19 protein-coding genes are annotated in these 25,077 nt (G+C 65.0%); 8 read left to right on the top strand and 11 right to left on the bottom strand.

Annotation, left to right across the window (positions count from 1 at the left end):
* The first annotated feature begins 19 nt into the window (after positions 1–19).
* Positions 20–2,362, top strand: coding sequence for a penicillin-binding protein 1A (locus tag B3E94_RS24085; protein WP_286915510.1), 2,343 nt, complete (start codon positions 20–22; stop codon positions 2,360–2,362).
* Between the two features lie 66 nt (positions 2,363–2,428).
* Here the strand turns inward: B3E94_RS24085 and betT are convergent, their stop codons facing one another.
* Complete coding sequence (betT, locus tag B3E94_RS24080) at positions 2,429–4,663, bottom strand: choline BCCT transporter BetT (RefSeq protein ID WP_286915509.1); 2,235 nt, start codon at positions 4,661–4,663, stop codon at positions 2,429–2,431.
* A gap of 820 nt (positions 4,664–5,483) precedes the next feature.
* Between betT and B3E94_RS24075 the strand changes: the two genes are divergently transcribed.
* Complete coding sequence (locus B3E94_RS24075; RefSeq protein WP_236193725.1) at positions 5,484–6,035, top strand: GNAT family N-acetyltransferase; 552 nt, start codon at positions 5,484–5,486, stop codon at positions 6,033–6,035.
* Between the two features lie 30 nt (positions 6,036–6,065).
* On the opposite strand, the gene B3E94_RS24070 is transcribed toward B3E94_RS24075, so the two are convergent.
* Positions 6,066–6,779 carry a tellurite resistance TerB family protein gene (locus B3E94_RS24070; protein WP_286915508.1) on the bottom strand — a complete coding sequence of 238 codons (714 nt, stop codon included), beginning with the start codon at positions 6,777–6,779 and terminating at the stop codon, positions 6,066–6,068.
* A 157-nt stretch (positions 6,780–6,936) separates the two neighbouring features.
* On the opposite strand from B3E94_RS24070, the gene B3E94_RS24065 reads away from it, so the two are divergent.
* Entirely contained in the window at positions 6,937–7,314 is a 378-nt protein-coding gene (locus tag B3E94_RS24065; protein ID WP_286915507.1) for a DUF4440 domain-containing protein, read from the top strand.
* A gap of 33 nt (positions 7,315–7,347) precedes the next feature.
* Here B3E94_RS24065 and B3E94_RS24060 read toward each other — a convergent pair whose 3' ends face one another.
* The 4 genes from B3E94_RS24060 to B3E94_RS24045 form a co-directional block, all read right to left on the bottom strand.
* Positions 7,348–8,307 carry a quinone oxidoreductase family protein gene (locus B3E94_RS24060; protein ID WP_286915506.1) on the bottom strand — a complete coding sequence of 320 codons (960 nt, stop codon included), beginning with the start codon at positions 8,305–8,307 and terminating at the stop codon, positions 7,348–7,350.
* Between the two features lie 215 nt (positions 8,308–8,522).
* Positions 8,523–10,148: a bifunctional 3-(3-hydroxy-phenyl)propionate/3-hydroxycinnamic acid hydroxylase gene (locus tag B3E94_RS24055; RefSeq protein ID WP_286915505.1), complete on the bottom strand. Its 1,626-nt coding sequence runs from the start codon at positions 10,146–10,148 to the stop codon at positions 8,523–8,525.
* Between the two features lie 100 nt (positions 10,149–10,248).
* Positions 10,249–11,169 carry a VOC family protein gene (locus tag B3E94_RS24050; protein ID WP_286915504.1) on the bottom strand — a complete coding sequence of 307 codons (921 nt, stop codon included), beginning with the start codon at positions 11,167–11,169 and terminating at the stop codon, positions 10,249–10,251.
* A 77-nt stretch (positions 11,170–11,246) separates the two neighbouring features.
* Positions 11,247–12,080, bottom strand: coding sequence for a fumarylacetoacetate hydrolase family protein (locus B3E94_RS24045; protein ID WP_286915503.1), 834 nt, complete (start codon positions 12,078–12,080; stop codon positions 11,247–11,249).
* 169 nt (positions 12,081–12,249) lie between these two features.
* Here B3E94_RS24045 and B3E94_RS24040 point away from each other — a divergent pair, with 169 nt between their 5' ends.
* Positions 12,250–12,954: a GntR family transcriptional regulator gene (locus tag B3E94_RS24040; RefSeq protein ID WP_286915502.1), complete on the top strand. Its 705-nt coding sequence runs from the start codon at positions 12,250–12,252 to the stop codon at positions 12,952–12,954.
* Positions 12,955–12,969: 15 nt separating this feature from the next.
* Here B3E94_RS24040 and B3E94_RS24035 read toward each other — a convergent pair whose 3' ends face one another.
* Positions 12,970–13,740 carry an IclR family transcriptional regulator gene (locus B3E94_RS24035; RefSeq protein WP_286915501.1) on the bottom strand — a complete coding sequence of 257 codons (771 nt, stop codon included), beginning with the start codon at positions 13,738–13,740 and terminating at the stop codon, positions 12,970–12,972.
* Positions 13,741–13,945: 205 nt separating this feature from the next.
* Between B3E94_RS24035 and B3E94_RS24030 the strand changes: the two genes are divergently transcribed.
* Genes B3E94_RS24030 through B3E94_RS24020 form a run of 3 tightly spaced genes read left to right on the top strand, consistent with a single transcriptional unit; the run spans position 13,946 to position 19,652 of the window.
* Positions 13,946–15,067, top strand: coding sequence for an efflux RND transporter periplasmic adaptor subunit (locus B3E94_RS24030; protein WP_286915524.1), 1,122 nt, complete (start codon positions 13,946–13,948; stop codon positions 15,065–15,067).
* 35 nt (positions 15,068–15,102) lie between these two features.
* Positions 15,103–18,249 (top strand): efflux RND transporter permease subunit, encoded by a 3,147-nt coding sequence (locus B3E94_RS24025; protein ID WP_286915500.1) that lies wholly within the window; start codon positions 15,103–15,105, stop codon positions 18,247–18,249.
* Entirely contained in the window at positions 18,246–19,652 is a 1,407-nt protein-coding gene (locus tag B3E94_RS24020; RefSeq protein WP_286915499.1) for an efflux transporter outer membrane subunit, read from the top strand. The genes B3E94_RS24025 and B3E94_RS24020 overlap by 4 nt, the downstream gene beginning before the upstream one ends.
* 101 nt (positions 19,653–19,753) lie before the next feature.
* Here B3E94_RS24020 and B3E94_RS24015 read toward each other — a convergent pair whose 3' ends face one another.
* Genes B3E94_RS24015 through B3E94_RS24005 form a run of 3 tightly spaced genes read right to left on the bottom strand, consistent with a single transcriptional unit; the run spans position 19,754 to position 23,960 of the window.
* Complete coding sequence (locus tag B3E94_RS24015) at positions 19,754–20,908, bottom strand: MFS transporter (protein WP_286915497.1); 1,155 nt, start codon at positions 20,906–20,908, stop codon at positions 19,754–19,756.
* A 46-nt stretch (positions 20,909–20,954) separates the two neighbouring features.
* Positions 20,955–22,622 (bottom strand): amidohydrolase, encoded by a 1,668-nt coding sequence (locus B3E94_RS24010; RefSeq protein ID WP_286915496.1) that lies wholly within the window; start codon positions 22,620–22,622, stop codon positions 20,955–20,957.
* Positions 22,623–22,640: 18 nt separating this feature from the next.
* Positions 22,641–23,960 carry an alginate export family protein gene (locus B3E94_RS24005; protein ID WP_286915495.1) on the bottom strand — a complete coding sequence of 440 codons (1,320 nt, stop codon included), beginning with the start codon at positions 23,958–23,960 and terminating at the stop codon, positions 22,641–22,643.
* Positions 23,961–24,142: 182 nt separating this feature from the next.
* On the opposite strand from B3E94_RS24005, the gene B3E94_RS24000 reads away from it, so the two are divergent.
* Positions 24,143–24,757 (top strand): TetR/AcrR family transcriptional regulator, encoded by a 615-nt coding sequence (locus B3E94_RS24000; RefSeq protein ID WP_176511498.1) that lies wholly within the window; start codon positions 24,143–24,145, stop codon positions 24,755–24,757.
* A 9-nt stretch (positions 24,758–24,766) separates the two neighbouring features.
* On the opposite strand, the gene B3E94_RS23995 is transcribed toward B3E94_RS24000, so the two are convergent.
* The gene (locus B3E94_RS23995) at positions 24,767–24,958 is read right to left on the bottom strand and encodes a DUF1289 domain-containing protein (protein ID WP_176511497.1); all 192 of its coding nucleotides are present in this window, start codon (positions 24,956–24,958) and stop codon (positions 24,767–24,769) included.
* Positions 24,959–25,077 lie beyond the last annotated feature (119 nt).

Below are 25,077 nucleotides of genomic sequence, written 5' to 3'. Positions count from 1 at the left end.
CCCACTCAAGGAGCAACGAATGCGGCTTTCAAAGGCCCTGGGCTGGTGTGCCCTGGCACTTGCCAGCGTGCTGGTGCTGGGTGCAAGCGGCACCTATCTGTACCTCGACCCACAATTGCCCGATGTAGAGACCCTCAAGGCCGTGCAACTGCAGGAGCCGCTGCAGGTATACAGCGCAGAAGGCAAGCTGATCGCCGAATTTGGTGAGATACGCCGTATCCCCCTGCCCTCCTCGCAAATCCCCGGCGACTTCCTGGCCGCCTTCATGGCTGCGGAGGATGCCAACTTCTACCATCATCGTGGCGTCGACCCCACAGGCCTGCTGCGTGCGGCCCTGGAGTTGATCAGCAGCGGGCACGTGCGCTCCGGCGGCAGCACCATCACCATGCAGGTGGCGAAGAACTTCTTCTTGAGCAAAGAGAAGACGTTCTCACGCAAACTCACCGAGATACTGCTGGCCTTGCGCATTGAACGCACATTGACCAAGGACGAAATCTTCAACCTCTACGTCAACAAGATCTACCTGGGCAAACGGGCCTATGGCATTGCAGCCGCGGCGCAGATCTATTACGGCAAGCCAGTGTCCCAACTGACCCTGGCGCAGACCGCGATGATCGCGGGCTTGCCCAAGGCGCCCTCACGCTTCAACCCTATCAACAACCCGGCCAGGGCCAAACAACGCCGCGACTGGATTCTGGGGCGAATGTACGCGCTGGGTAGCATCGACCAGGCCCGCTACCGCGCCGCGCTGGCAGCCCCCGTGACCGCGCGTTATCACGCGCCTGCACCCGAGGTCAGTGCCCCCTACATCGCCGAAATGGTCCGCGCGCAGATGGTCAGCCGCTACGGGGATGACGCCTACACGCAAGGCTTTCGCGTGGTGACGACGGTCTCCGGCACGCTGCAGGCGGCGGCCAACGCTGCACTGCAGAACGGTTTGAAAACCTACGACAAGCGCCACGGCTATCGCGGCCCCGAAGGCCACCTCTCCGGCAGCCTGAGCCCGGCATGGCAGGAAAGGTTGAAAGGGTATCCGCAACTGGGCGGCCTGGAAGCTTTGGTGGTGACGAAGGTGTTCGCCGACCGCATCACCGTGCTCGACCAGGCCGGCCAGCAACACGACGTCGCCTGGCAGACGATGGCGTGGGCCCGCCCCTTCATCAACCACAGCGCACAGGGGCGCCAACCCGCACGGCCTGCAGACATCGTCAGGCCAGGCGATGTGATCCGCGTTGAGCGGGGAGGCTCCCAGCGCCTCTTCAGCCAGGTGCCCGACGCGCAAGGCGCGCTGGTATCGGTAGCGCCGGGCAATGGCGCGATCAAGGCCCTGGTCGGCGGCTTCGATTTCAACCAGAGCGGTTTCAACCGCGTGGTACAGGCCAAACGGCAACCGGGCTCAAGTTTCAAGCCCTTCATCTACTGTGCGGCGCTCGACAACGGCTATACGCCGGCGAGCATCGTCAACGACGCGCCCATCGTGCTGGGCGACGACTACGCGGGGCCAGCTTGGCGCCCGCAGAACGAAAACCGCACCTTCCTCGGCCCCATTCGCCTGCGCGAAGCGCTGTATCGCTCCAGGAACATGATCTCGATACGCCTGCTGCAAGCCATGGGCGTCGATTCGACCATCGCCTACATCACGCGTTTCGGTTTCGACGCCAATGACATGCCGCGCAACCTTTCCCTGGCCCTGGGCACGGCCTCCGTGACCCCCATGGCGGTGGTCGGCGGCTGGAGCGTGCTCGCCAACGGCGGCTACAAGGTCACGCCTTTTTTCATCGACCGGGTCGAAGACCGCACCGGCCGCATCGTCTTCAAGGCCGCCCCGCGTACCGCGCCCAGCGCCGACAACCCGGCACCCGAAGCAGTCGCTGAACAGGTCGTGGACAGCCGCACGACCTATCTGCTCACCAGCATGCTCCAGGATGTCATCAAGCGAGGTACCGGCCGCGCCGCGTCCGCCCTGCATCGCCCCGACATCGCGGGCAAGACGGGCACCACCAACGAAGCCAAGGACTCCTGGTTCACCGGCTACAACGGCAACTACGTGACGAGCGTCTGGGCAGGTTTCGATCAGCCGCAAAGCCTGGGGCGGCGCGAATGGGGCGTGACCATCGCCCTGCCCATCTGGATGGACTACATGCAGGCGGCACTTGCCGGAACAGCCCCCAACTCGCAGCCCATGCCCGACGGGGTCGTAACCCGGCTGATCAACACGGCGGACGGGACGGCGGCATCGGCGCAGGGGCCGCAGACGGCCATGGAAGTGTTCAAGGCCGAGAACGCGCCAGCGATGAGCACCACGCAGGGGGGTGACCCATCGCTGAACGCCACGCAGCAAACCCTGCAGGACCTGTTCTGATACAGGCCCAAAAGGGCCACGCGAAAGCGTTGGCCCTCTTCTGTCGCCTGCCGCTACCGTGCGCCGTCAGCGATCGAGGCAATGCCTGGGCGTCAGCACGGAGGGGGTGGCGTTCTCGCTGGAGAACACAAGGAACGCCAAGTGGGCCTCATAGCGATTGAGCACATCGTCCATGACCTGCTGCTTGGTCAGGCCCATCAAGTCATAACCACCAGACCCCGTCTGGGTGAACACCTCCAAACGGTAATAGACATCGATCTCGCGCGTCATGCGGCCACTGAACATGGGCACAGGCGCCTCGACAATGGCGACGTGGTAATGGAAGTCCCGAAAGCTGTCCATCGATACCCGCAGCATCGGTTCCTCGGCTCCGCGGGTATTGACCAGGCTTTCGCGGATGACGTCATAGCCCTGCTGGCGAAATTCAGCGACGACCTCGTCCAGCGCAGGGCCCACTGTTCGGTCAAGGAACTGGGTGACCTGGCGCAGCGTTGGGTACGCCCGCAGGTGCTCAAGCCGTTGCTTCCACGAGCGCTCCGGGACCTGCCCGCCGCCAGCCGCCATCGAGGGCCGGCGCAGCACACGCCCTTCACGTTCGGCACGTTCCATGCGCAATACCTTGTAGAAGGATGCCATCACCAGGTAAGCGATGATCGTCACCGGTAGCGCGAAGATCAGCGTTGCATACTCCATGGTCCTGACCCCGCCTGCGACCAGCATCGCCACCGTGAGCATGGCCGTGAGCAAGGCCCAGAAGATACGCAGCCAGCTCGGGCCGTCTTGGGCAGGGTCAGGAATCGTTGCAGAAAAGTTCGACATCACCATCGCCCCGGAGTTGGCGCTGGTGAGGTAGAACAGCAAGCCGGACAGCGTTGCCAGGCCAATCAGAAACATCGAGCCCGGGAACATCTGCAGCAGTGCGTACCAACCCTGCTCGGGGCTGTCCATCGCCAGCGTGGCGAACTCGGTGTTGCCTTCAAGCACCTGAAACAGTGCGCTGTTGCCGAACAGCGAGACAATGATGAAGTCGCAAAGCACTGGCGCAGTGACTGCCGCCAGGACGAATTCCCGCAAGGTGCGACCGCGCGAGATTCGCGCCAGGAACACGCCGACGAAGGGCCCCCAGGCCAGCCAGAAGGCCCAGAAAAACAACGTCCACCCCGCCATCCAGCCGGCCCCGTCGGGCTCGTAGGCAAACGTCTGGAATGTACGCGCGGGGAAGCTGACGAGAAACTGGCCGATGTTCGACACCAGTGCATTCAACAAGAACGCCGTCTGCCCTGTTATCAGGATGTACAGCATCATCGCCACGGCGCTCCAAAGGTTCAGCTCGGCGATCCAGCGGATGCCTCGGTCAACCCCGGAGGTGGTGGCGGCAATGGTCAGTGCTACAGCCCCCAGCACCAATGCGATCTGTAATGACAGGCCCTGTTCCAGGCCGAATAACAGCGAAAAACCAACGCTCAGCAGTACCACGCCGATACCCATCGACGTGGCGACGCCAAACACGGTGCCAACCAGCGCAATGATGCTGATGCCATCGCCCAAGGGGCCGCGCACGCGCTTGCCAAACAGCGGGTAGAGCGCGGCGCGAATCGACAGCGGCATGTCCCACCGATAGGCGAAGTAACCCATGGCCATACCCAGCAGGGCATACATTGCCCACCCGGCGATGCCATAGTGAAACATGGTCCAGACCACCGCATCCTGCATGGCCTGGGCAGTACCGCCTTCGCCGCTGGGCGGGTGCAAGTACTGCACGACCGGGCCTGTGACCGAATAGAACAGCATGTCGATGCCGACCCCTGCGGCGAACAGCATGGCGACCCAGGTCACCAGCTTGTACTGCGGCCGCGAGTGGTCGGGGCCGATGCGCACGTCCCCTTCTTTGGAAAACGCGACCCACAGCACGAAGCCGATGACCAGGGTCATCGTCAGCACGTAGTACCACCCCAGGTTCGTCGCAATCCAGTCGGTGGTGTGCTTCATCGTCGCGCGTGCTGCATCGGGCATGAGGATCGTGGCAATGGAAAACGCCAGGATCACCATTGACGAAATCAGCAGCACGCGCCAGTTGATGCGCGCCTCCCGATGTACGACCAGTTGGTCGTGACCTTTGCTGAGGTCACTGCGCGATACCGGAGGGTCGTCAGCGTCGCCTGGCCGCCCAGGGCGGCGAGGTGTGCCGCCGAATTTGCTGCGTTCGAGCGCTGGCATCGACTTCACGCAGGGGCCAGCAGTCGCTGGGGTGGTCGGATCATCACCGTTGCAGTGTTGATCCTTGGGAGGTACGAAGGGCATGAGCTTTCTCCTGTTGCGTACTTCATTCGACGCCGCCTGATCAGGCTTGCCTTACAGTCGGAGCGAATTCCATCCATTCGGTTGTTTCATGCACGCGCGCATGGGCGCGTTTGGGCAGCGGTCCCCAAAGCGGGCTCGCCCGGCGCCCGCACAAGTGCGTGGGCCAAGCGTGCAGACGCCGTGGAAAGCGCATTTGAAAGCGGGGCTCGAACTACCTTGGGGTAGCTCAGTTCCGCTGATGAAACGCCCAGCCAGGAAAGGGCCTGATAACGGCGACCACACCGATCGTGCGGGGCAGGATTGCCGGTTCTGGACACGGCTCCGTTGGCCGGGCGAGAGGCCGACAGCGCAGGGGTACCACGCGTGTCGGCGAGATGCACCGCGGTTCAAGCCCGCAGCGCCAATCAAGGGTTTCGAGTGAGCCTTGGCTCAACCGAGGGTGAAAGCCCTGGGCAGGGAGCATCGCCAGGGTTGGCGTCGTCGTTATTGCCGGACGACGCTTGGGGGGTGTTTGGGTGCAACCCGCGAATTGTAACGATACAGGCAGCCAAATAGAAGGTTCGCACACAGCTGTCGATCAGAAGCTGCGCAAATCGTTGTGGCCAGTCAGTGCCAATGACGCTACACGCACGCGCTCGCAAGACATTTGCTCGCCCAGGTTCAACAGCAAACTCAGTGTAAAGCAGCCGACAAAGCTGTTGCCGTTGTGTTTCCAGCGCGACAGTTGAGGGATGTTTGCTCTGCCAAACCCGCCCCTGAGCACCTGGCGCCTTATTTGCAGCAGCCTCGGTCTTCACAGGCGCAAAAAGGCCGTAACCCCATGACCCACTCAACCCCATTGCCAGGGCTGCTGATTCGCAAACCCGTCCCCGACGACGCGACCGCCATCGCCACCCTGCACATCCGCAGCTGGCAGAGCGCCTACCAGGGCCTGCTGTCAGCCAATTACCTGAACGCCCTGAGCACCACTGTCGAACGCCGCGTGGCGTTCCTGACCCAGGCCATCGCACAGAACACACCGTCAATACGGGTAGCGGAACTCGATGGCCAAACCGTGGGCTGGTGCTCCTTCGGCCCGAGCCGCGATGAGGGCGCCACTGCAGACATGGGTGAGCTCATGGCCATATACCTCGACCCAGCGGCCTGGGGGCAAGGCATTGGTGAAGCTTTATGGGCGCAGGTACGACAGGCGCTGAGCGCAGGCGGCTTCGAGCAGGTGAGCGCTTGGGTGCTTGATGGCAACGTGCGCGCCAAGCGCTTTTACCTCAGGCAGGGCTTCATCGCGCAGCAAGCGAGCCAGCGCGTGGTCGAAGAAGACGGCGAGCCACTTGCGTTGACGCGCTATGGCCTGAAGCTCGGCCTCCCCACGTAAAGACCCCTTAGCCGTTGAAGTGACGCCTGGTCACGCTCCGCCCTTGGCCTGCTGCTCCAGGTGCACCTGCAACGCCGGTTCAATCTGCAGCGCGCTGGCCAGCTCGTCGAGGTAGGCGCGCTCGGCGTCGCCCTGGTCATTCACCAACATCACGCTGGCCAGGTACATTTCCGCGGCCATGGCCGGGTCCTTGGCCGCCTGGGCCACTTCGGCCGCATCCAGTGGCTTGCCGACTTCGTCATCGAGCCACTGCTGCAGGTGCGGATCGTTGGTGTGGCGCTTGATCTCGGCGTAGATCACCTGCTCTTCCTGCTCGTCGATGCGCCCGTCAGCCTTGGCCGCGGCAATCAGCGCGCGCAAGATTGCATGGCTGTGGTCTTCAGCCTCGGGGCCGGACAATTGATCGACTGTCTGCAACGCCTGTTGCGGCGCTGTGGCCTGGCTGCGCTGCCAGCTCTGATAGGCCTGGAAGGCCATCATGCCCAACGATGCCAGGGCCGCATAATTGGTACCGCCCGAACGCCCCTGGGGGCTGCCGCCAGCGCTGCCACCGCCCAGCAGCCCGCCGAGCAGGCCGCCCAGGCCACCGCCGCCACCGCTGCTACTGCCGCCGCCGAGCAAACCGCCAAGCAAGCCGCCCAGACCGCCCAGGCCATCCTGCGCGGGCATGCCGCTGCGTTGCTGTTGCGCCTGCGAGCCTTGCCCGGCGCGCAGTAACTGTTCAAGCAGATCACTGGTGTTCATGGCACCGCCCCTCGGTCGCTCGTCGTGGCACAGACAAGCAACGATAGCCCCGTAAAGGCTATCCGCCATGACCGCCTGACCAGCGGGAAACCCGGCGCTCGCGGTCATGCTCGAGGTGTTCAGGCATAATCGGCCCCCCCACCCAGGACGCCACCTCATGAATCCCTACTTTCAAGAAGTCATTGACCTGCACGAACTGATCGAGGCGCTGTTCTGCCGAGGTGAGGCCCAGGTCCAAGCGATGGTCGAGCGGTTCCACCCGGAGTTCTCCATGGTCTCGCCTTCAGGTATGGAGGTGGGGCTGCAGCAGGTAGCAGCCCTGTTAGCCCAGCGCGCAGGCAGCCAGCCTGGATTGAGCATCGAGCTCAGCGAAATGCAGGCCTTGGCGCAGTGGCCGGACGGTGCCCTGGTTCGCTACCGGGAAACTCACCGGCTGTCTGGCCAGGAGGCAAAGACGCGGATCTCGACGGCGCTTTTCAGCCTGCAGGGCGAGCAGGTGCTATGGCGTCATCTGCATGAAACCTGGGCCGCGTGAGCGGCCTTCCCTGGCCTGATATGCCCGCAATAACTACATGACGAACACGATGCGTTCTGCACTGCTGCGCTGCCAGGCCGCTTCAACCTCGCTCAATGGCACGGCCAGTGCCTCGACCTTCATCCCCGCCGGTTTGATCGCCTTCAGCAACTGCCCCACCACCTTCACCAACCCTTCGTTGGACACACTGCCCAGGCCACTGCCGAGCATCTCCAGGCCCGTGCCGCGCAACACGCTGGGGTTCATCGGCAAGGTCGCCCCGGCAATCGCGCCGATGTTGACGAAGCGCACACGTGGTGCGGCCTCGCGGCTGGCGTGGCCGCCCAGGGCATCGAGGATGCACGCGGCCGGTTGCCCCCACAGGTAATCCAGCACGATATCGACGCCCGGCCCGCGGATTTCATCGCGCAAGGCAGCGGTCAGCTGCTCGGCGGGCTGGTCCAGGCAGATGAAGGCATCCGCGCCCAGTTCGCGCAGCTCTGCCTCCACCGCGCGGTTGCGCGCCGTCGCCACCACGCGCGACGCGCCCAGGTGCTTGGCCACCTGAATCGCCAGGCGCCCGGAGGCACCGGCGGCGCCGTTGATCAACACGCGCTCGCCGGGCTTGAACCCCGCCCGCTCCTGCAGCGCCGACCACGACGACATGCCCGGGTTGGCGATCGCCGCCGCCGTGATGTCATCGATGCCATCGGGTATGGCCACGCAGCAGCGCGCATCCACGGCCACGGTCTCGGCCATGGCGCCGATCGGCGCGCGGGGGAAGGCGAAGTACACGCGGGTGCCGTCCTCCAGCAGGCCGACACCATCGGCACCCGGCACCAACGGCAAGGTCTTGCCACTGCTGTAGTGCTTGCCGCTGGCCTGGGCCCGCACCAGCTGGCTGAGCGCCGCGGCGCGCACCCGCACCAGCACCTCGCCCGCTGCCGCTTGCGGCGCGTCGATATCGCCATAGCGCGGGGGTTGGTCGAAGGCGTGGACGATGGCTGCTTTCATAAGGGTCTCCTGATGGGTGATCGGGGGCGGGCCAGCAAAACGGTTTTCACCTGAAGCGCTGGGCCAAAGGCGGCATGTTACGCATATTCCACGTGTTGGCGCTGCTCTGAACGGTGTACTCGACAGAGGTGTACCACGTAGTACGACAGTATCTTTGAGCACAGGCTGCCCTGTTCAACGGGCTTTTCGCAGGGCAGCCTGACATGTGCCGGGCGCTACATCCGTGCAGCGAGGGGTTGAGCCGTGCGCGCAGCGCCGCCTGATTGCGCGATGCCCATGTCGCGCGCCAGCGCATCGAGCAATTGCGGCAATTGGTTCAGGTCGCCCACGGCGCCGTAGAGGTAGAAGTCCGGGCGCACCAACACGGCCTGCAGCCCGGCCTCGGCAAAGTGGCGGTGGTACTTGCCGGAGAGATCGCGGCAGGTGCCTGGGGCGCCGTCGAGGCTCAGGCGCACGCTTTTCACCTGCAGGTGATCGAGCACGGCCTGATGCGCCGGGCTCAAGCCCGCCAGCGGATCCTCACCGATGCTCAGCAAGTGGAAACCGCGACCGAACGCCTCGTCAAAGCGCTGCGGGCGCCCCTGGTGCTCGACCTGGCCATGCACACCCAATGAACCGGCCAGCCCCTTGGCGGCGCCAGTGAGCGGGTCCTTGAACACGGCGCCATCGACCAGGCCAGGGAATGGCGGCAACGGCGGCACCTGGCCGGCGAGAAACGCCGCATCACGCTCGGCGGCCTGTTGCGGGTCGGCCACGCAAACCACCTTGCCCATGGCCACCGAAGCATCGATCACCGCGCGGATCTGCGGTTTGCGCTCCAGGGTGTAGCTGTCGAGCAGGCACTCGTCGCACAGGCCCTTGAGGATCAGGTCCAGCCGCCAGGACAGGTTCCATGCATCACGAATCCCCGAGCACATCCCCTGCCCCATGAACGGCGGCATCAGGTGCGCGGCGTCGCCGGCCAGCAGCACGCGCCCGTGGCGCCAGGTTTCGGCGATGCGCGAGCGGAACTGGTAGACCGCATGGCGCACCAGCGTGGCGGTGTCCGGGGTCACCCAGGGCGACAGCAGTTCCCAGACCTTGGCCGTGCTCTGCAGGTCCTCCATGCTTTCGTGGGGCAGGCGCATGAATTCCCAACGGCGGTAACCTGGGCCACCGGGTACCATGGTGGTGGGCCGCGCCGGGTTGCACCACTGGCCGATGTCCGGCACATCCAGTTCAGCGCCCGGCTTGGGCTGCAGGTCGACTACCAGCCAGTCCTCCTGGAAGCCCAGGTCCTGCCAGCCGATGCCGCACTGGCGGCGGATCAGGCTGTTGGCGCCATCGGCACCGATCACGTAGCGGGCCCGCACCTGGCGCGCTTCGCCCGTTTGCGCCTCGCCTTCACTGGGGGTGCGCTGCAGGCGCAGTTCGCAGCCTTGGGCGTCCTGGCTCAAGCTGAGCATTTCCCAGCCTTGATGCACCTCGACGTTGCCGATGGCCTTGGCGCTGCGATCGAGAATGGCCTCCAGGCCCGGCTGGTTGAACAGGTAGCCGAACGGCCCGTCACTGATCGACTCGGCCGACCAGTCGATTTCCACCAGCACCTTCCAGTCGGCGTTGAACCACTGGTAGCAGGCGGAGGGCTGGGAAATCTGCTGCAGTTCGTCCTCCAGCCCCATCATGCGAAAGACCCGGCGGATCTCGTGGTCGTGGAACACTGCGCGCGGCAGCGGGTAAAGGGACTGCCAGCGCTCGTACACCGCAACGCTGTAGCCCATGCGCCCAAGGAGGATGGCGAGGGTCTGCCCGACAGGGCCGTAACCGACGATGGCTACGTCATGGATCTTGTTTTCGTTCATCTGTGCTGACCTGAAACCTGTGGGTTTTAGGCAAGCCGCTGCCCGCCTGCCTGGATGCCAGGAAGGTGCCGGGCCATGCGCGGCCTGCGTCGCTTGGGCGTTAGGCCTTGACGGGCGGGTAGTCCGTCTCGGTATTGAGGACGAAGTACTCGGGGACATTCGGGCCCCACAGGTACAACGAGTTCTCAGGCGGGAAGTCGCCTGCCGGCCACTGGCTGCCAGCGTCGATGAAGTCCATGTCGGCCGAGTATTCGCAGAACGACCCCCACGGGTCGCGGATGTAGTGGAAGTAGTTCGAGCCCAGGCAATGCCGCCCGGTGCCCCAGCCTTCCCGGTAGCCGGCATGGGCCATCTGCTCGGCGCCGTTGCCCACCGCATCGACGCTGTCGACTTCCCAGGCGGCGTGGTGGAAGCCCTTGGCGCTGCTCTTGCAGAACGCCACCAGGTGGTGGTCGCAACCGTGTGGCGCATGGGTGAAGGCGATGATGTCCTGGGAATGGTCGGACAAGCGCAAGCCCAATGCGCGGCCATAAAAGTCCACGGCGCGGGAAACATCTGGGCTGAACAGCAGTACATGAGACAGGCGCCGCGGGCGTACCTGCGCCACCGCGTCACGCGTAGTGGCACCGCGCACAGCGGCTTTTGCGACAGGCAGCGGGTGCTTGCGGTCGGGCATGTGCTTGGCGCCCACCTTTACCTGCAGCAAGTTGCCGTCCGGGTCGCGAAACCAGAAGCCCTCGCCGTCACCGGCTTCGAAGCGGGCGCCCGCGGCTTCGACCTGCTCGCGAAGCGCGGCATGGTCGTCGGCAAAGCAACTCAGGCTCAGGTAGGCCAGGCACTTGTGCTGGCCCGGCAGTACCCGCGCCCAGCGGTGGCCGTCGGCAGCCGCCAGGTCCAGCCCATCAGGGTGTTCGCCGACTTGCAGGCCGAAACTGGCGAAAAAGGACCTGGCGTCGGCCAGCGACGGCACGTACAGCGCGTAATGATCGATCGAATGCACACCACGGGGCGTGATAGTCATGATCGCCTCCAGTTCTTGTTCTTCGTCGAAGCCTCGGAGCGGGAGGCTTCGATCTGGCCGGGAATGCCCGGAATCAATCAGGCTTCGTCGACGACTGGGTTGACCAGGCTGCCGATACCTTCGATGGACACTTCGACGATATCCCCGGCCTTGAGGTAGACCTTCGGGTCCATGCCAAAGCCCACGCCTGCCGGTGTACCGCTGACGATCACATCGCCCGCTTCCAGGGTTACCGCCTGGCTGAGGGTGGAGATGATGGTGGCGACGTCGAACAGCATGTCCTCGGTGTTGGCCGACTGCACCAGCTTGCCGTTGACCCGGGTCTGCAGCAGCAGGCCCTTGCCACCCGCCGGCAGCTCATCGGCGGTCACCAGGTCCGGGCCGAACGCGCCGGTGTCATCGAAGTTCTTGCCCACGGTCCACTGCGGCGACTTGAACTGGTACTCGCGCACCGAGCCTTCGTTGAACAGCGCGTAGCCGGCCACGTGCTGCAGCGCCTGCGCCTTGCTGATATGCCGCCCGCCGCTCTTGAGCACCACGGCCATTTCGCCTTCGTAGTCCAGGGTGTCGGAGATGCGCGGGCGCACCAGCGGCTGGTTGTGGCCGATCAGGCTGGAATTGAAGCGCGGGAACAGGGTCGGGTAGTCGGGCTGCGCGTAGGGCGATTCTTTGGTGTGGTCGGCGTAGTTCAGGCCCACGCAGATGATCTTGCCGGGGCGGCTCATCAACGGCAGGTAGTCCTGTTCGCCGATCTCGACCCGCTCACCCTGGGCATCGGCGCCGTAGGTTTGAAGGTCGACACCCCGTGCCAGCAACGACTCCAGCGACTCCTCGCCAAGCACCCGGACACCTTCGGCAGTGCGAACGCCCAGCACCGGGCGGCCTTGAAGAGAGAAACGAACGTAACGCATGGAGCATACCTCTTGTTGTGGTTTGACGGCCGCCAGGCAGTGCGGCATGGCCCTTAAGCTAATCCGAGGAAAATATGCCGTCAACGATAAAATATATTTTTTACGAATTATCGATAAACCACCCACCTGTGTATCATTTGCCCATCCGCCACTGCCGGTGATACCGCACATGAACCACGCCGAACGCTGGGCCGCACAGCCCGCAGCCTCGGAAAAACGCACCATGGCCTCGCAACTGGAGGCGCGGGTACGCGAAGACATCATCAATGGCCGCCTGGCGCCGGGCAGCCGCTTGCGCCTCAAGGAACTGGCCGAGCACTACGACGCCGGGGTCATCCCCTTGCGCGAAGCATTGTCGCGCCTGGCCACCAGCGGTTTCGTCGCCTCCGAGGATCAGAAAGGCTTCAGCGTCGGGCGCATCTCGGCCGACGAAATCCGCGACATCACCCAGACCCGCCTGCTCATCGAGTGCCAGGCGCTGGCCGAGTCGATCCGCCAGGGTGACCTGGAGTGGGAAAGCCAGCTGATCGCGGCCCATCACCGCCTCGACCGCCTGCCAGTGGTCGAAGGCCCGCAGCGGCAGATGAAGCCTGAGTGGGAAAAAGCCCATGAAGCCTTCCACCAGGCCCTGATCGCCAACTGCCGCTCACCCTGGCTGCTGCGCCTGTCGCACATGCTGCGCGACCAGACCGCACGCTACCGGATGCTCTCGGTGCACTACAGCAGCGCCGCCGAGCGCGACGTGCCGGGTGAACACCGCGCACTGCTCGACGCTGCCCTGGCTCGCGATGTCGACAAGGCCTGCGCCCTGCTCGCCGAGCATTACCAGGCCACCACCCGCAGCGTGCTTAGCCACCAGGCTCTGCAAGGCTGAGCGCGGCAGCGCGGGTCACTCGCCGCCGGCCACCTGGGCAATCGCCGCCTTGCATTCGACCAGCGCGTTGATCAGCTGCTCGGAGCGCCTGGCGAACCGCGCCGTGGGGGCCACGATGGCCACCGCATGCGGGCCCATGAACGTCGGGATCAGGATGCAGCAGGCACTGATTCCACTGGTGTGTTCCTCGTTGTCGATGGCAATCCCGGTTCGCCGAATGGTGGCAAGCTCGGCCAGTAACTGATCCAGATCGAGGGTGGTGTCAGTCAGCCTGGCGAGCGGCTCGGGGAAAAGGTCGCGCACCTGCTGGTCGCTCAGGGTCGAGAGCAGCGCCTTGCCATCGGCGGTCGCGTGCATCTGCATCGACTGCCCCATGGGGAACACCACCCGCAGCTCGCGCTCGGCGATCACCCGGTCGATCACGGCGATCTGGTTACCACTGATGCAGGACAAGGTCACGCTTTCCTGCACCTCGTTGCACAGCGTCTCCAGCGAACGACGGGCGATCGAGATGATGTCCCGGTGGCTCTGGTGGATCAGCTGCGCCAAGGCCGGCCCCAGGCGAAAGCCATTGCCCGGGCGGGCCGCCTCCACCAGCGCCTCGTCTTCCAGCGCGGCGACGATGCGCTGCACGGTGGAGCGCGCCAGGCCTACCTCCTGGGCGATCGCCGCCAGCGACAGCCCCTTGGGGTTGGCCCCCAGCGTGCGCATGATGGCGCTGGCCCGGGCGATGACCTGGATGCCGCCTGCCCTGCCCTCGCCGTCTTTGTCGATCTCGTCACTCATAAACCTTCCCATCTCGGGCCGCAGCCCTGCGCGTTCTTCAATGGCGGCGATTCTACATCGCCCGCCAAGCGGCTGGCGTTTGGCTTTCTGTCTTGCTCAACCCTGATGCACCGCATTATGATACATCGCACCGCATTGTGGTTATTTGTTTTTGACGGCCGTCACCCGACGGTCGCGTGCAAGCTGTGAGGAAGTAGCGTTGAACATCAGACGTCGACAACTTTTCGGGGCGCTGCCCTTGGCCGTGCTGGCCTTGTCCGCGTGCCAGCAACAGGAAGCTGCGGCCCCGGCCACACCACCCGAGGTGGGCTACGTGACCTTGAAGGCCCAACCGTTGCTGCTGAGCAGCGATCTGCCCGGGCGCACCTCGGCATTTCGCGTCGCCGAGGTGCGCCCGCAGGTCAGCGGGATCATCCAGAAGCGCTTGTTTGCCGAAGGTGCGGTGGTGAAAAAGGGCCAGCAGCTCTACCAGATCGACCCGGCGACCTACCAGGCGGCCGTGGACAAGGCGCAAGCCACCCTGAACACCACCCGCAACCTGGCGCAGCGTTACCAGCACCTGGTCGAAAGCCGCGCGATCAGCCGCCAGCAGTACGACGATGCGCAAGCTGCAGCAGAGCAGGCGCGGGCCGACCTGCGCATGGCGCAGATCAACCTCGAATACACCAAGGTGCTGGCGCCCATCGAGGGGCGGATCAGCCGCTCGGCCGTCACCGAAGGCGCCTTGGTCAACCAGAACCAGCCTGAGGCGCTGGCCGCCATCCATCAGCTCGACCCCATCTATGTCGACGTGACCCAGGCCTCGGTCGACCTGCTGCGCCTGCGCGGTGAAATGGCACGCGGCGAACTCACCCTGGCAGGCCCCGAACAAGCCAAGGTCGAGCTAAAGCTCGAAGACGGTTCGACCTACGCCCACCCCGGCGCCATGAAATTCTCCGAAGTGACGGTCGACCCCAGCACCGGCGCCGTGACCCTGCGGGCGGCGTTCCCCAACCCGGACAACCTCCTGCTGCCCGGGATGTTCGTGCATGCCACCCTGGCCGAAGGGGTGCGCGATAACGCGGTGCTGGTGCCGCAACAGGGCATTGCCCGCGACCTCAAGGGCCAGGCCACTGCCCTGGTGCTGGACGAAGGCGACAAGGCCCGGCTGCGCGAGGTGAAACTGCTGCGCAGCCTGGGCAATGCCTGGCTGGTGGAGGCCGGCCTGCAGGCCGGGGACCGGGTCATTACCGAAGGCGTGCAACGCGTCAAGGATGGCAGCCCGGTCACTGCGGTCGCCGCGCGCAACGTCCACCCCAACCCGGCGATGGCCAGCGCTGCCCAATAGCGCCAGCGGCTTTCGTAGCGAAGGAAACTCACTCCATGTCTAACTTCTTCATCAACAGGCCGATCTTTGCCTGGGTGATCGCGATCGTGCTGATGCTGGCGGGCGGGCTGTCGATCCTCAAGCTCCCGGTCAACCAGTACCCCAACATCGCCGCCCCGGCGATCATCGTCACGGTCACCTACCCCGGCGCCTCGGCGCAAACCGTGCAGGACACCGTGGTGCAGGTCATCGAGCAGCAGCTCAACAACCTCGACGGGCTGCGCTACATCACCTCCGAGAGCAACAGCGATGGCAGCCTGAGCATCATCGTCACCTTCGACCAGGGCACCGATGCCGACATCGCCCAGGTGCAGGTGCAGAACAAGCTCCAGCTGGCCACGCCGCTGCTGCCCCAGGAGGTTCAGCAGCAGGGCCTGCGGGTGGCCAAGTACCAGGTCAACTTCATGTTGATCGTGGGCCTGTACAGCGAAGACGGCGCGATGGACGACTTCGACATCGGCAACTTCATCGTCTCCAACCTCAAAGACCCGATCACCCGCACCAAGGGGGTCGGCGACTACCTGATGCTGGGCGCCCAGTACGCCATGCGCATCTGGGTCGACCCGGAAAAACTGCTGAGCTACCAGCTCACGCCACAAGATGTGATCAGTGCGGTGCAGTCGGAAAACGTGCAGGTTTCCTCGGGCTCGCTCGGCGGCCTGCCGACGCACCAGGGCGTGCAGCTCAACGCCACGATCCTGGGTACCTCGCGGATGCAGAACGCCGAGCAGTTCCGGGAGATCCTGCTGAAGGTCAACCCGGACGGTTCGCAAGTGCGTGTGAAAGACGTGGCGCAGGTTGGCCTGGGCGCGGAAAACTTCTCCATCTCCGGCACCTACAACGGCAAACCGGCTGCGGCCATCGCGCTGCGCCTGGCGACCGGGGCCAACCTGCTGGAAACCGTCAAGGCCGTGCGCCAGACCGTTGCCGACTTCGAGCCCAACCTGCCCAAGGGCCTCAAGGTGGTGTTCCCGTATGACACCTCGCCGGTGGTTTCCGCCTCCATCCACGAGGTGGTGAAGACGCTGTTCGAAGGGATCGTGCTGGTGTTCCTGGTGATGTACCTGTTCATGCAGAACCTGCGCGCCACGCTGATCCCGACCCTGGCCGTGCCGGTGGTCCTTCTGGGCACCTTCGGCGTGCTGGCGGCGTTCGGCTTCACCATCAATACCTTGACCATGTTCGGCATGGTGCTGGCAATCGGCTTGCTGGTCGACGACGCCATCGTGGTGGTGGAGAACGTCGAGCGGGTAATGGTCGAGAAAGGTCTGTCGCCCAAGGAAGCCACACGGCAATCGATGGGCGAGATCCAGGGCGCACTGGTCGGCATCGCCATGGTGTTGTCGGCGGTGTTCGTGCCCATGGCCTTTTTCGGTGGCGCCACCGGAATCATCTATCGCCAGTTCTCGATCACCATCGTCTCGGCGATGGCGCTGTCGGTGGTGGTGGCGCTGATCTTCACGCCGGCCTTGTGCGCGACCATCCTCAAGCCGGCCGACCCTGAGCACCTGCACAAGCGCGGCTTCTTCGGCTGGTTCAACCGGATGTTCGAGCGCAACGCGGACCGCTACCAGGCTGGGGTAGCCGGCATCCTCAAGCGCAAGGGCGTGTTCCTGGTGTTCTACCTGTGCGTGGTGGGCGCCGTGGTGCTGCTGTTCGCACGCATTCCCACCGCGTTTCTCCCCGATGAAGACCAGGGCACCATGGTGGTCCAGGTGCAGATGCCGGCCAACGCCAGTGCCGAACGCAACCAGGCCGTGCTCGACGAAATGCGCGATTACCTGCTCCAGGACGAAGCCCAAGTGGTCGAATCGGCCTATACCGTCAACGGCTTCAACTTCGCCGGCCGTGGCCAGAACTCGGGCATGCTGTTCATTGGCTTGAAGCCCTGGGAGGAGCGTGGCGGCGACGACACCTCGATCTTCTCGTTGGCCAAGCGCATCCAGGCGCGCGCGGCGCAGGTCAAGGACGGCAACGTGATTGCCATCGTCCCGCCGGCGATCCTGGAGCTGGGCAATGCCAAGGGCTTCGATCTGTACCTGCAAGACCGCACCGGCCTTGGCCACGCGCGCTTGATGGAGGCGCGCGACCAGTTCCTGGCGCTCGCGGCGAACGACCCGCGCCTGATGAACGTGCGGCCCAACGGCCTGAATGACGAACCCCAGTATCAGGTGAAGATCGACAACGAGAAGGCCCGCGCGCTGCAGGTCAGCATCAGCGATATCAACCAGACGATGAGCAGTGCCTGGGGGTCGGCCTACGTCAACGACTTCGTCGACCGCGGGCGGGTCAAGAAGGTGTATGTGCAAGGCGAGATCGCGTCGCGCATCTCACCGGAAGACTTCGACAAGTGGTACGTGCGCAATGCCAACGGCGAAATGGTCAAGTTCTCTTCCTTCGCCAGCGGCTACTGGACCTATGGTTCGCCCAAGCTCGAGCGCTACAACGGCGTGCCCGGCGTACAGATCCAGGGCGAACCGGCCTTGGGCTACAGCTCGGGGGATGCGATGGATGCGGTCGAGGAAATCGAACGCCAGCTGCCTGCGGGCATCGGTTTGCAGTTCACCGGCATCTCGTATGAAGAGCGCCTGTCGGGCTCGCAGTCCGGGTCGCTGTATGCGCTGTCGATCCTGATCGTGTTCCTGTGCCTGGCGGCGTTGTATGAAAGCTGGTCGGTGCCGGTCGCGGTGATGATGGTGGTACCGCTGGGCGTGATTGGCGCAGTGATCGCGACACTGGCCCGGGGGCTGTCCAACGACGTGTTCTTCCAGGTCGGCCTGCTGACCACCGTGGGCCTGTCGGCGAAGAACGCCATCCTGATCGTCGAGTTCGCCAAGGCGCTGCACGAAGAGCACGGCAAGCCACTGATGGAGGCTGCCGTGGAAGCTGCGCGCCTGCGCCTGCGGCCGATCATCATGACCTCGCTGGCGTTCATGCTGGGCGTGCTGCCCCTGGCCATCTCCAACGGTGCCGGCTCCGGCAGCCAGCACTCCATTGGTACCGGCGTGATCGGCGGCATGGTCACAGCAACTTTCCTGGCGGTGTTCTTCGTGCCGATGTTCTACGTGCTGATCATCCAGCTGTTCACCCGCAAGCGCGCCAAAGCCACCCGCTCGGCCGCCTCCAGCGAGGCCCAGGTATGAAGATGAAACGACTCCAAGCTGCAGTCGCCGTTGCCCTGCTGAGCGTCAGCGGTTGCTCGCTCATGCCCGACTACCAACGGCCAGCCGCACCGGTTGCCGCGACCTACAGCGTGCCTTCCAACGAAGACGGCGCCATCGTCACCTGGCAGCAGTTCTTCCACAGCCCCGAGCTGCAGGCGCTGGTCGGGCAAGCGCTGGAGAATAACCGCGACTATCGCGTGGCGGCCCTGAACATCGAAAGGGCCCAGGCGCTGTACCGCATCCAGCGCGCCGACCTGCTGCCTTCGATCACGGCCTCGGGCGCCGGCACCAGCCAACGCGTCCCCCAGGACCTGAGCCCCCACGGCCAGACCGAAACCACGCATACCTATAGCGCCGGGCTCGGCTTCACCGCCTATGAGCTGGACTTTTTCGGCCGTGTGCGCAGCTTGAACCAGCAGGCCCTGGAAACCTACTTCGCCACCCTGGAGGCCAGGCGCAGCGCCAAGCTGGCACTGATTGCCGAGGTGGCGTCGGCCTACTACCAACTGCAGGCAGACCAGCAGCTGCTGGCCATCGCGCAACAGACCCTGGCCAGCCAACGCGAAAGCTACAACCTGGTCTTGAGCAGCTATGACCATGAAGTGGCCACCGAACTGGACCTGAGCCAGGCGCAAAGCACGGTGAGAGCCGCCGAATCGGCCAAGGCGCGCTACCAGCGCCTGGTCGAACAGGACAAGAACGCCCTGATGCTGCTGGTTGGCAAGCCGCTGCCGGACAGCGCATTCACAGCCATCGCACTGGACAGCGTGAAGCTGCAGGAAGACCTGCCAGCCGGCATGCCGTCGCAACTGCTGACGGCGCGCCCTGACATCCTGGCGGCCGAACACCAGCTCAAGGCTGCCAATGCCAACATCGGCGCTGCCCGGGCGGCGTTCTTCCCAAGTATCGCCCTCACCGCCTCGGCAGGCTCGGCCAGTGCGCAACTGGGCGACCTGTTCGCCGGTGGCCAAGGGACCTGGTCGTTCGTGCCGTCCATCAACGTGCCGATCTTCAACCATGGGCGCAACCAGGCCAACCTCGAGGTCGCCAAGGTGCAGGCCTCAATCGAGGTTGCCAACTACCAGAAGGCTATCCAGACAGCGTTTCGCGAGGTGTCCGACGGGCTGGTGGCGAAGGCCTACCTGGACGAGCAGCTGCTTGCCGAGAACCTGCGCGTGCAAGCCAACCGCAAGAGCTACGGCCTGGCGAACAGCCGTTATCGCGAAGGCGTAGATACCTTTCTCAACACCCTGGACGCACAGCGCAACCTGTTCAGTGCCGAGCAGGACCTGGTCGCACTCAAGCTGGCCCGGATCAACAACCTGATTGCGCTCTACAAGGCACTTGGCGGTGGCGAGGCAGAGGTACCCGCAAGCTTCTGAGGCCTCCCGCCCCTACCCGCTCCTCCCTTTGGGCTCGGTTGTCGAACGAGCCCTTTTTTGTGCCTGTGTCACTCGGCAAACGTCGCACAAGCACAAGCCCCTCACACCTGAACCAGCCCTCGCTGCGCGCGCAACAGCAGGCACTGCATCAACCCGCCGCCGACGATGGCGAACGCCGCCAGCAGGTAGATCACCTGCTCCCCCGAATACGGCAGCAGCCCCGCCACCAGCGCCGGCGCCACGGCAGCAGCGGACACCTGGACGAAGCCGATGGCCGGGGCCAGGCGTTTGCTTGGGTCATGGGTGGCGACGGTGGCCATGTAGTAGGTGAGCGCCAGCGTCCAGCCAACGTTCATCACGAACACCGCCACCGCCAGCTCCCCGGCCTGGTGCACGCCACGGGCCAGCATGGCCAGCGAACAGAGCACGGCCAGCGAACCCAGGGCGATCATCAGGTTGCTCGACAGGCGCTGGCCGAACAGGCTGGGCAACGCCGAGCCCGGCAGGCCGCCGAGCAAGCCCAAACCCAAGGCCCAGCCGACATCTACCGGGGCAACGCCGCCCTCGACCGCCAGGTTTTCCAGAAAGCCCCACACCGAGTAGATGCCCATCTGCAGGCACAGCATGCCGACCAGCGCGTACAACCCCACCTTGCCGCTGCCCGGGGCGTGCTGAATGACCTGCTCCGTGACGAGCGGGCACACCGCACGCACATCCGGCAGCCAATGGCAGATCAGCACGATCACCGCAAACCACGCCGCCAGCGCGGTGATCGCCATGCTCAGGCCATAGCGCTCGGAAATCACCGGCAACACCGAGGCGAACGCCGCAAACAGCAAGGTCTGCAGAAACAGCATCGCGCCATAGGAGCGTGCCTGCTGCGGCAGCCGGCCCAGGGCGGTCAGCGCGCTGCTGTACAACAAGCCTCCACCGATGCCCGCCACCAGCCGGCAGGCCAGCAGGCCGGCGAAGCCCTCCGCCTGCACGCAGCTCAGGTTGGCGGCCAGGCCCAGCAAGGCACCGCCCAGGGTCAACAGGCGGGTGCCGACGCGGCGTTCGGCCGCCGGGCTGAACAGCGTGCCGACGATGACGCCGGCCATTTCCATCGACAGCACCCAGCCCTGCTGCTCCAGCGGCAGGTCGAACTTGCGCGCGAGCATGCCGAGAAACACCGGGCCGACGCCGACGATCATGGTCGAGGCGATGGCGATATAGATGAACAGAGTGCGGGTCACAAGACCTGTGCGTGCTTTCATGGGGGCGTGTTCCAGGCAACGCGGCCCGCAGGGGGCCGCGGCGGGGTCAGAGGGCGTTGTGGACGATGCGGCCGTTCATCATGGTCAGCGCCACTTCGGTCTTGCCGATGTCGTGCTTGTTCAGCTCGAACAGGTCACGCTCGAGGATGATCACATCGGCGCGCTTGCCTTCGGTCAGCGAGCCGATCTCGTGCTCCAGGCGCAGCTGGTAGGCACCGTGCAGGGTGTAGGCGGCGATCAGCTGCGGGATGCTGAGCTTTTCATTAATGTCCGGCATCACCGGCGCGTCGGGCTCGCCGGCCAGCTGGCGGGTGTGGCCGGACTCGATGTGCTCCACCGGGCGGTGCTGGCAACGGCACTGGCAGGCCAGGCCGTCCATGCCGATGGACACGGTCACGCCCTGGTCGACGAAGCTGCGGAACTTGTACATCGAGCGCCAGCGCGCATCGCCATAGGAGCGGCGGATGGCTTCGGAGTAGGCGTCGACCACGCCCCACTGCAGCTGGGTGTTGGCCAGCGCACCGACCTGGCGGAACCGCGGGATGTCGTCGGGGTGGGTGAGGAAGGCGTGGGTGATCACGTGGCGGCGGTCGCGCGGCGGGTTGGCTTCATTGGTGCGCCCGATCACGTCCAGCGCCAGGCGCACGGCAGCATCGCCCACGGCATGGATCATCACGTCGATGCCATGGCGGTCGGCCTCGCGCACGTTGCGCTCGAACACCTCTGCCGGCATCACCGTGGCGCCGCAGCTGTCGGGCTTGTCGCAGTAGGGTTCGAGCAGGTAGGCGGTGTGGTTCATCTCGGTGCCGTCGAGCATCATCTTCAGCGCCTGGGCGCGCACCAGCGGCGACTGGTAGCGTTCGCGCATGCTGCGCAGGATGGCCACCGGGTCGTCCTCTTCGCCCAGCGAGATGTAGCTGCCGACCACCCGCAGCTTCAGGCGGTCTTCGCGTTCGAGCTGCTGCAGGGTTTCGTAGAGCAGGTCCTGGTCGCCGCTGGGGTCGAGGAAGCCTGCGTCGAATACCGTGGTGATGCCCGCTGCCACCAGCTTCTCCTGCCACACGGCAATCGAGCGCAGGTACAGGTCGATGCCGGTGGGCAGGTAGCCGGCGTCGCTGATGCGCTTCATCAGCAGGAAGTAGGCGGCGCCATCGACCACCACGCCGGTGGGCTCGCCTGTGACCGGGTCTTTCTCGAACCAGCTGGCGCCCTCTTCCACCGGCGGCGTGTCGCGGTCGATGCCGGCGATTTCCAGGGCTTTGGAGTTGACCCACATGGTGTGGTAGTCGGTGGCCATCAGGCACACCGGCTTGTCCGGGCAGATGGCGTCGAGGGTTTCCCGGCGCAGCAGGTGCGGCGGCACCAGGGCCTGGATCCAGCCCATGCCGGTGATGGCTTTTTCGTCGGGGTGCTCGTCGACGTAGCGCTTGAGCAGCGCCAGCATCTGCTCGGGGTCTTCATGGTTGATGAAGGCCTGGAAGGCGAAGGCGGTGGTGCTGAAATGCCAGTGGGACTCGACGAACCCCGGCAGCACCAGCTTGCCGCCGGCGTCGATGCGCTGGGTGTGCGGGCCGGCGAAGGCCTGCACCGAGGCGTTGTCGCCCACGTGGACGATGCGCTCGCCACGCACCGCCAGGGCCTGGGCCCAGGGTTTGTGGGCATCGACGGTGTAGATGCGGGCGTTGTGGATCAGGTAATCGGCAGGCAAGGTCATGGTCGTTCTCGTTAGCGGTCAGTAGCGGTAGGTCAGGTACATTTCCAGGGCGCGGAAAGTGTCGTCACCGAACACCTGGCGCGCCGCGGCCATGGGCTTGACCCAGTTGCAGGACACCGAGGCGTACAGGCGCTCGGTGGGCGCCCAGTCCAGGTACAGGGTGTTTTCGTCGGCGAAGCGCCGCTGGTCGACGGCGATGCCCTGGTAGTTGGGTTGGTCGAGGGAGAAGCGGTAGTGGATCGCGCCCAGCGCCAGGGTCGGCGTCAGGCTCAGGCGGGCGCTGTACTGGTCGACGCGTTCGTTGGAGTTGAACAGCAGGTAGTTGCCGACGATGTCGCCCACCAGCCACGTGCTCCAGCCGCTGAAGCCCTTGGCCAGCGGGTCCCAGCCTTGCTGTTGGTTGTCGCCGGGGTCGCGGTCGCCCGAGAAGCGGGCGTGCCGCCAACCCAGCTGCGGGGCCAGCGGCAGCGCGCTGAAGCGGTAGTTGGCCTGGGCGTAGCCCGCACTGGCGTGGTACTGCACGGCGTCGCCATGGCCACGTTGCAGGGCGTATTCGGCGTCCAGGGTGAGGTCGGCCAGGCCTGGCAGGTGAACGTCCAGTGCGCGCAGGTTGTAGACGCGCATGCCCTCGCGAGGGGCGTCGAAGCTGCGGCCGTGGCCGGTGGATTGCACGGCCATGGCCAGCGCGCCGAGGGTCGCGCTGTCGGCCACGCGCCAGTCGAGGTTGGCGCCTTGCAGGCGGTAGTCGCCCTGCAAGCGGTCGCTGGCCGCCAGGCTGAAAGCCTGGGCGCTGAAGCTGTCGTGCTGGTAGCTCAGCAGCGCGCCGTCGTGAAAGGCGCTGCGCGGGCCGAGCCAGTAATCGCCCTCGCCGAACAAATCGAGGTTGCCGTCCATCACGATGAAACCGCTGCCGACCTGATAGTCCTGGTTGCCCAGGCGCAGCCCCCAGTCGCCCTGGCGAACGCCGACGAACGCCTGCTCGACCGCCACCTGGCCGTCACCGCTGCGGGTGTAGCCAGCGGCATCGCCGTCGCCAAAGGTATGCGTGGCCACCAGGGACAGGCCGGTCTCCAGCAGGCGCTGCTCATTCAGGGCGTACTGCAGGGCGACGCCGGGCTTGAGGTAGAGCTCTTGCCAGGTTGCCTCCTGGCCCCGTGGCTGGCCGCTGCGTTGGTCGCTGTGGCCGGCACCGAAATTGATGCCATGGGTGGCAATGCTCGCCGCCCCTGCGGCAACGCTTGCCTGGCCCTGAGCCTGGCCGAGGGTGAAGCGGTAGTCGGCCAGGGCGCACGGTGCCAACAGGCTGCCGAGCACCAAGGTGCCGAGGAAGTGACGCATGGTGACGCTCCTGTAAGAGTTTTTTTTGTGTACAGGGCAGTTCGAAAAATGCAGCAAGGGGCCGGTCTGCGCCGGCCGAGGCAAATCTTTATTCGATAAAATGTTTTAGTCAATAAAATTTTATTGCGACACAAGAAAGCGGGTATGCTCTGCGCAGAACACGCACAAGGCACAGGCAGACCATGAGTGGATTGCGGGAACAACAGAAAGCGGCGCGGCGCCAGGCCATCGGGGAAGCGGCGGTGGCGCTGTTCGCCCGCCAGGGCTACCAGGCCACCACCATCGAGCAGATCGCCAAGGCTGCCGGGGTGTCGGCGCCCACCGTGTTCGCCTACTTCACCAGCAAGCAGGCCATCGTGCTGGAGACGCTACGCGAGTCGGACGCCCGCGCGATGGTCGCCACCCGCCAGCGCATCGGCCGCCTGGACGACCCCGCCGAGGCCTTGTGCCAGTTGGAGCGGCAAGTGGTGGAACATGCCTTTGGCATGTTGCCGGCGGCGCTGTGGCGCGAGCTGCTGCCGCAGATCATCGGCCAGTCAGGCGAAGGCCTGCCGGCGGCGTATCGCAAGGTCAATGCCGTGCTGGTGCAGGAGATTGCCCGGGTGCTGAGCGACTTCAAGCAGCGTGGGCTGTTGCGTGCAGACCTGGATGTGGACTACGTGGCGTTTCTGATCAACGACTACGGCCACCTGCAGTTCCTGCGCCTGGCCAGCCAGGATGAGCCGGACTTTGCCGGGCATGCCCTGCAGGTGCGGCAGATGATCGAGTTGCTGTTGCGTGGGATGGTGGCGCGCTGACTGCGTCGCTTAGCGCTGCTTGGCGTTCTTCTTGGCGATGGCCTTCATGCGCGTGGCCGCGCGCTGCACGGTGGCCATCTTCTCCGGGCGTTTCATGCCACGCCATTTGCGGATTTCCTCGCGCGTGCGGCCACAGCTCACGCACAGCTCGCTGTTGAGCTGGCAGAGGGAAACGCAGGGGTTGTCGATGTCTTTGGCCATGGGCTGCTCCGGTGCGGGGCGCGGATCATAACGCAGCGCCTGCGATCACGCCGCTGACTTTGCGAATGCAGACGTCGCAGTGCATGGCACCGGCTTCGCCGGTGATCGCTGGCAAGCCA

Source organism: Pseudomonas sp. UBA6315 (assembly GCF_002438125.1).
Taxonomy (GTDB): domain Bacteria; phylum Pseudomonadota; class Gammaproteobacteria; order Pseudomonadales; family Pseudomonadaceae; genus Aquipseudomonas; species Aquipseudomonas faucium.
The sequence above is the reverse complement of the archived record's forward strand: the minus strand, read 5'-3'. Positions and strand labels throughout refer to the sequence as shown.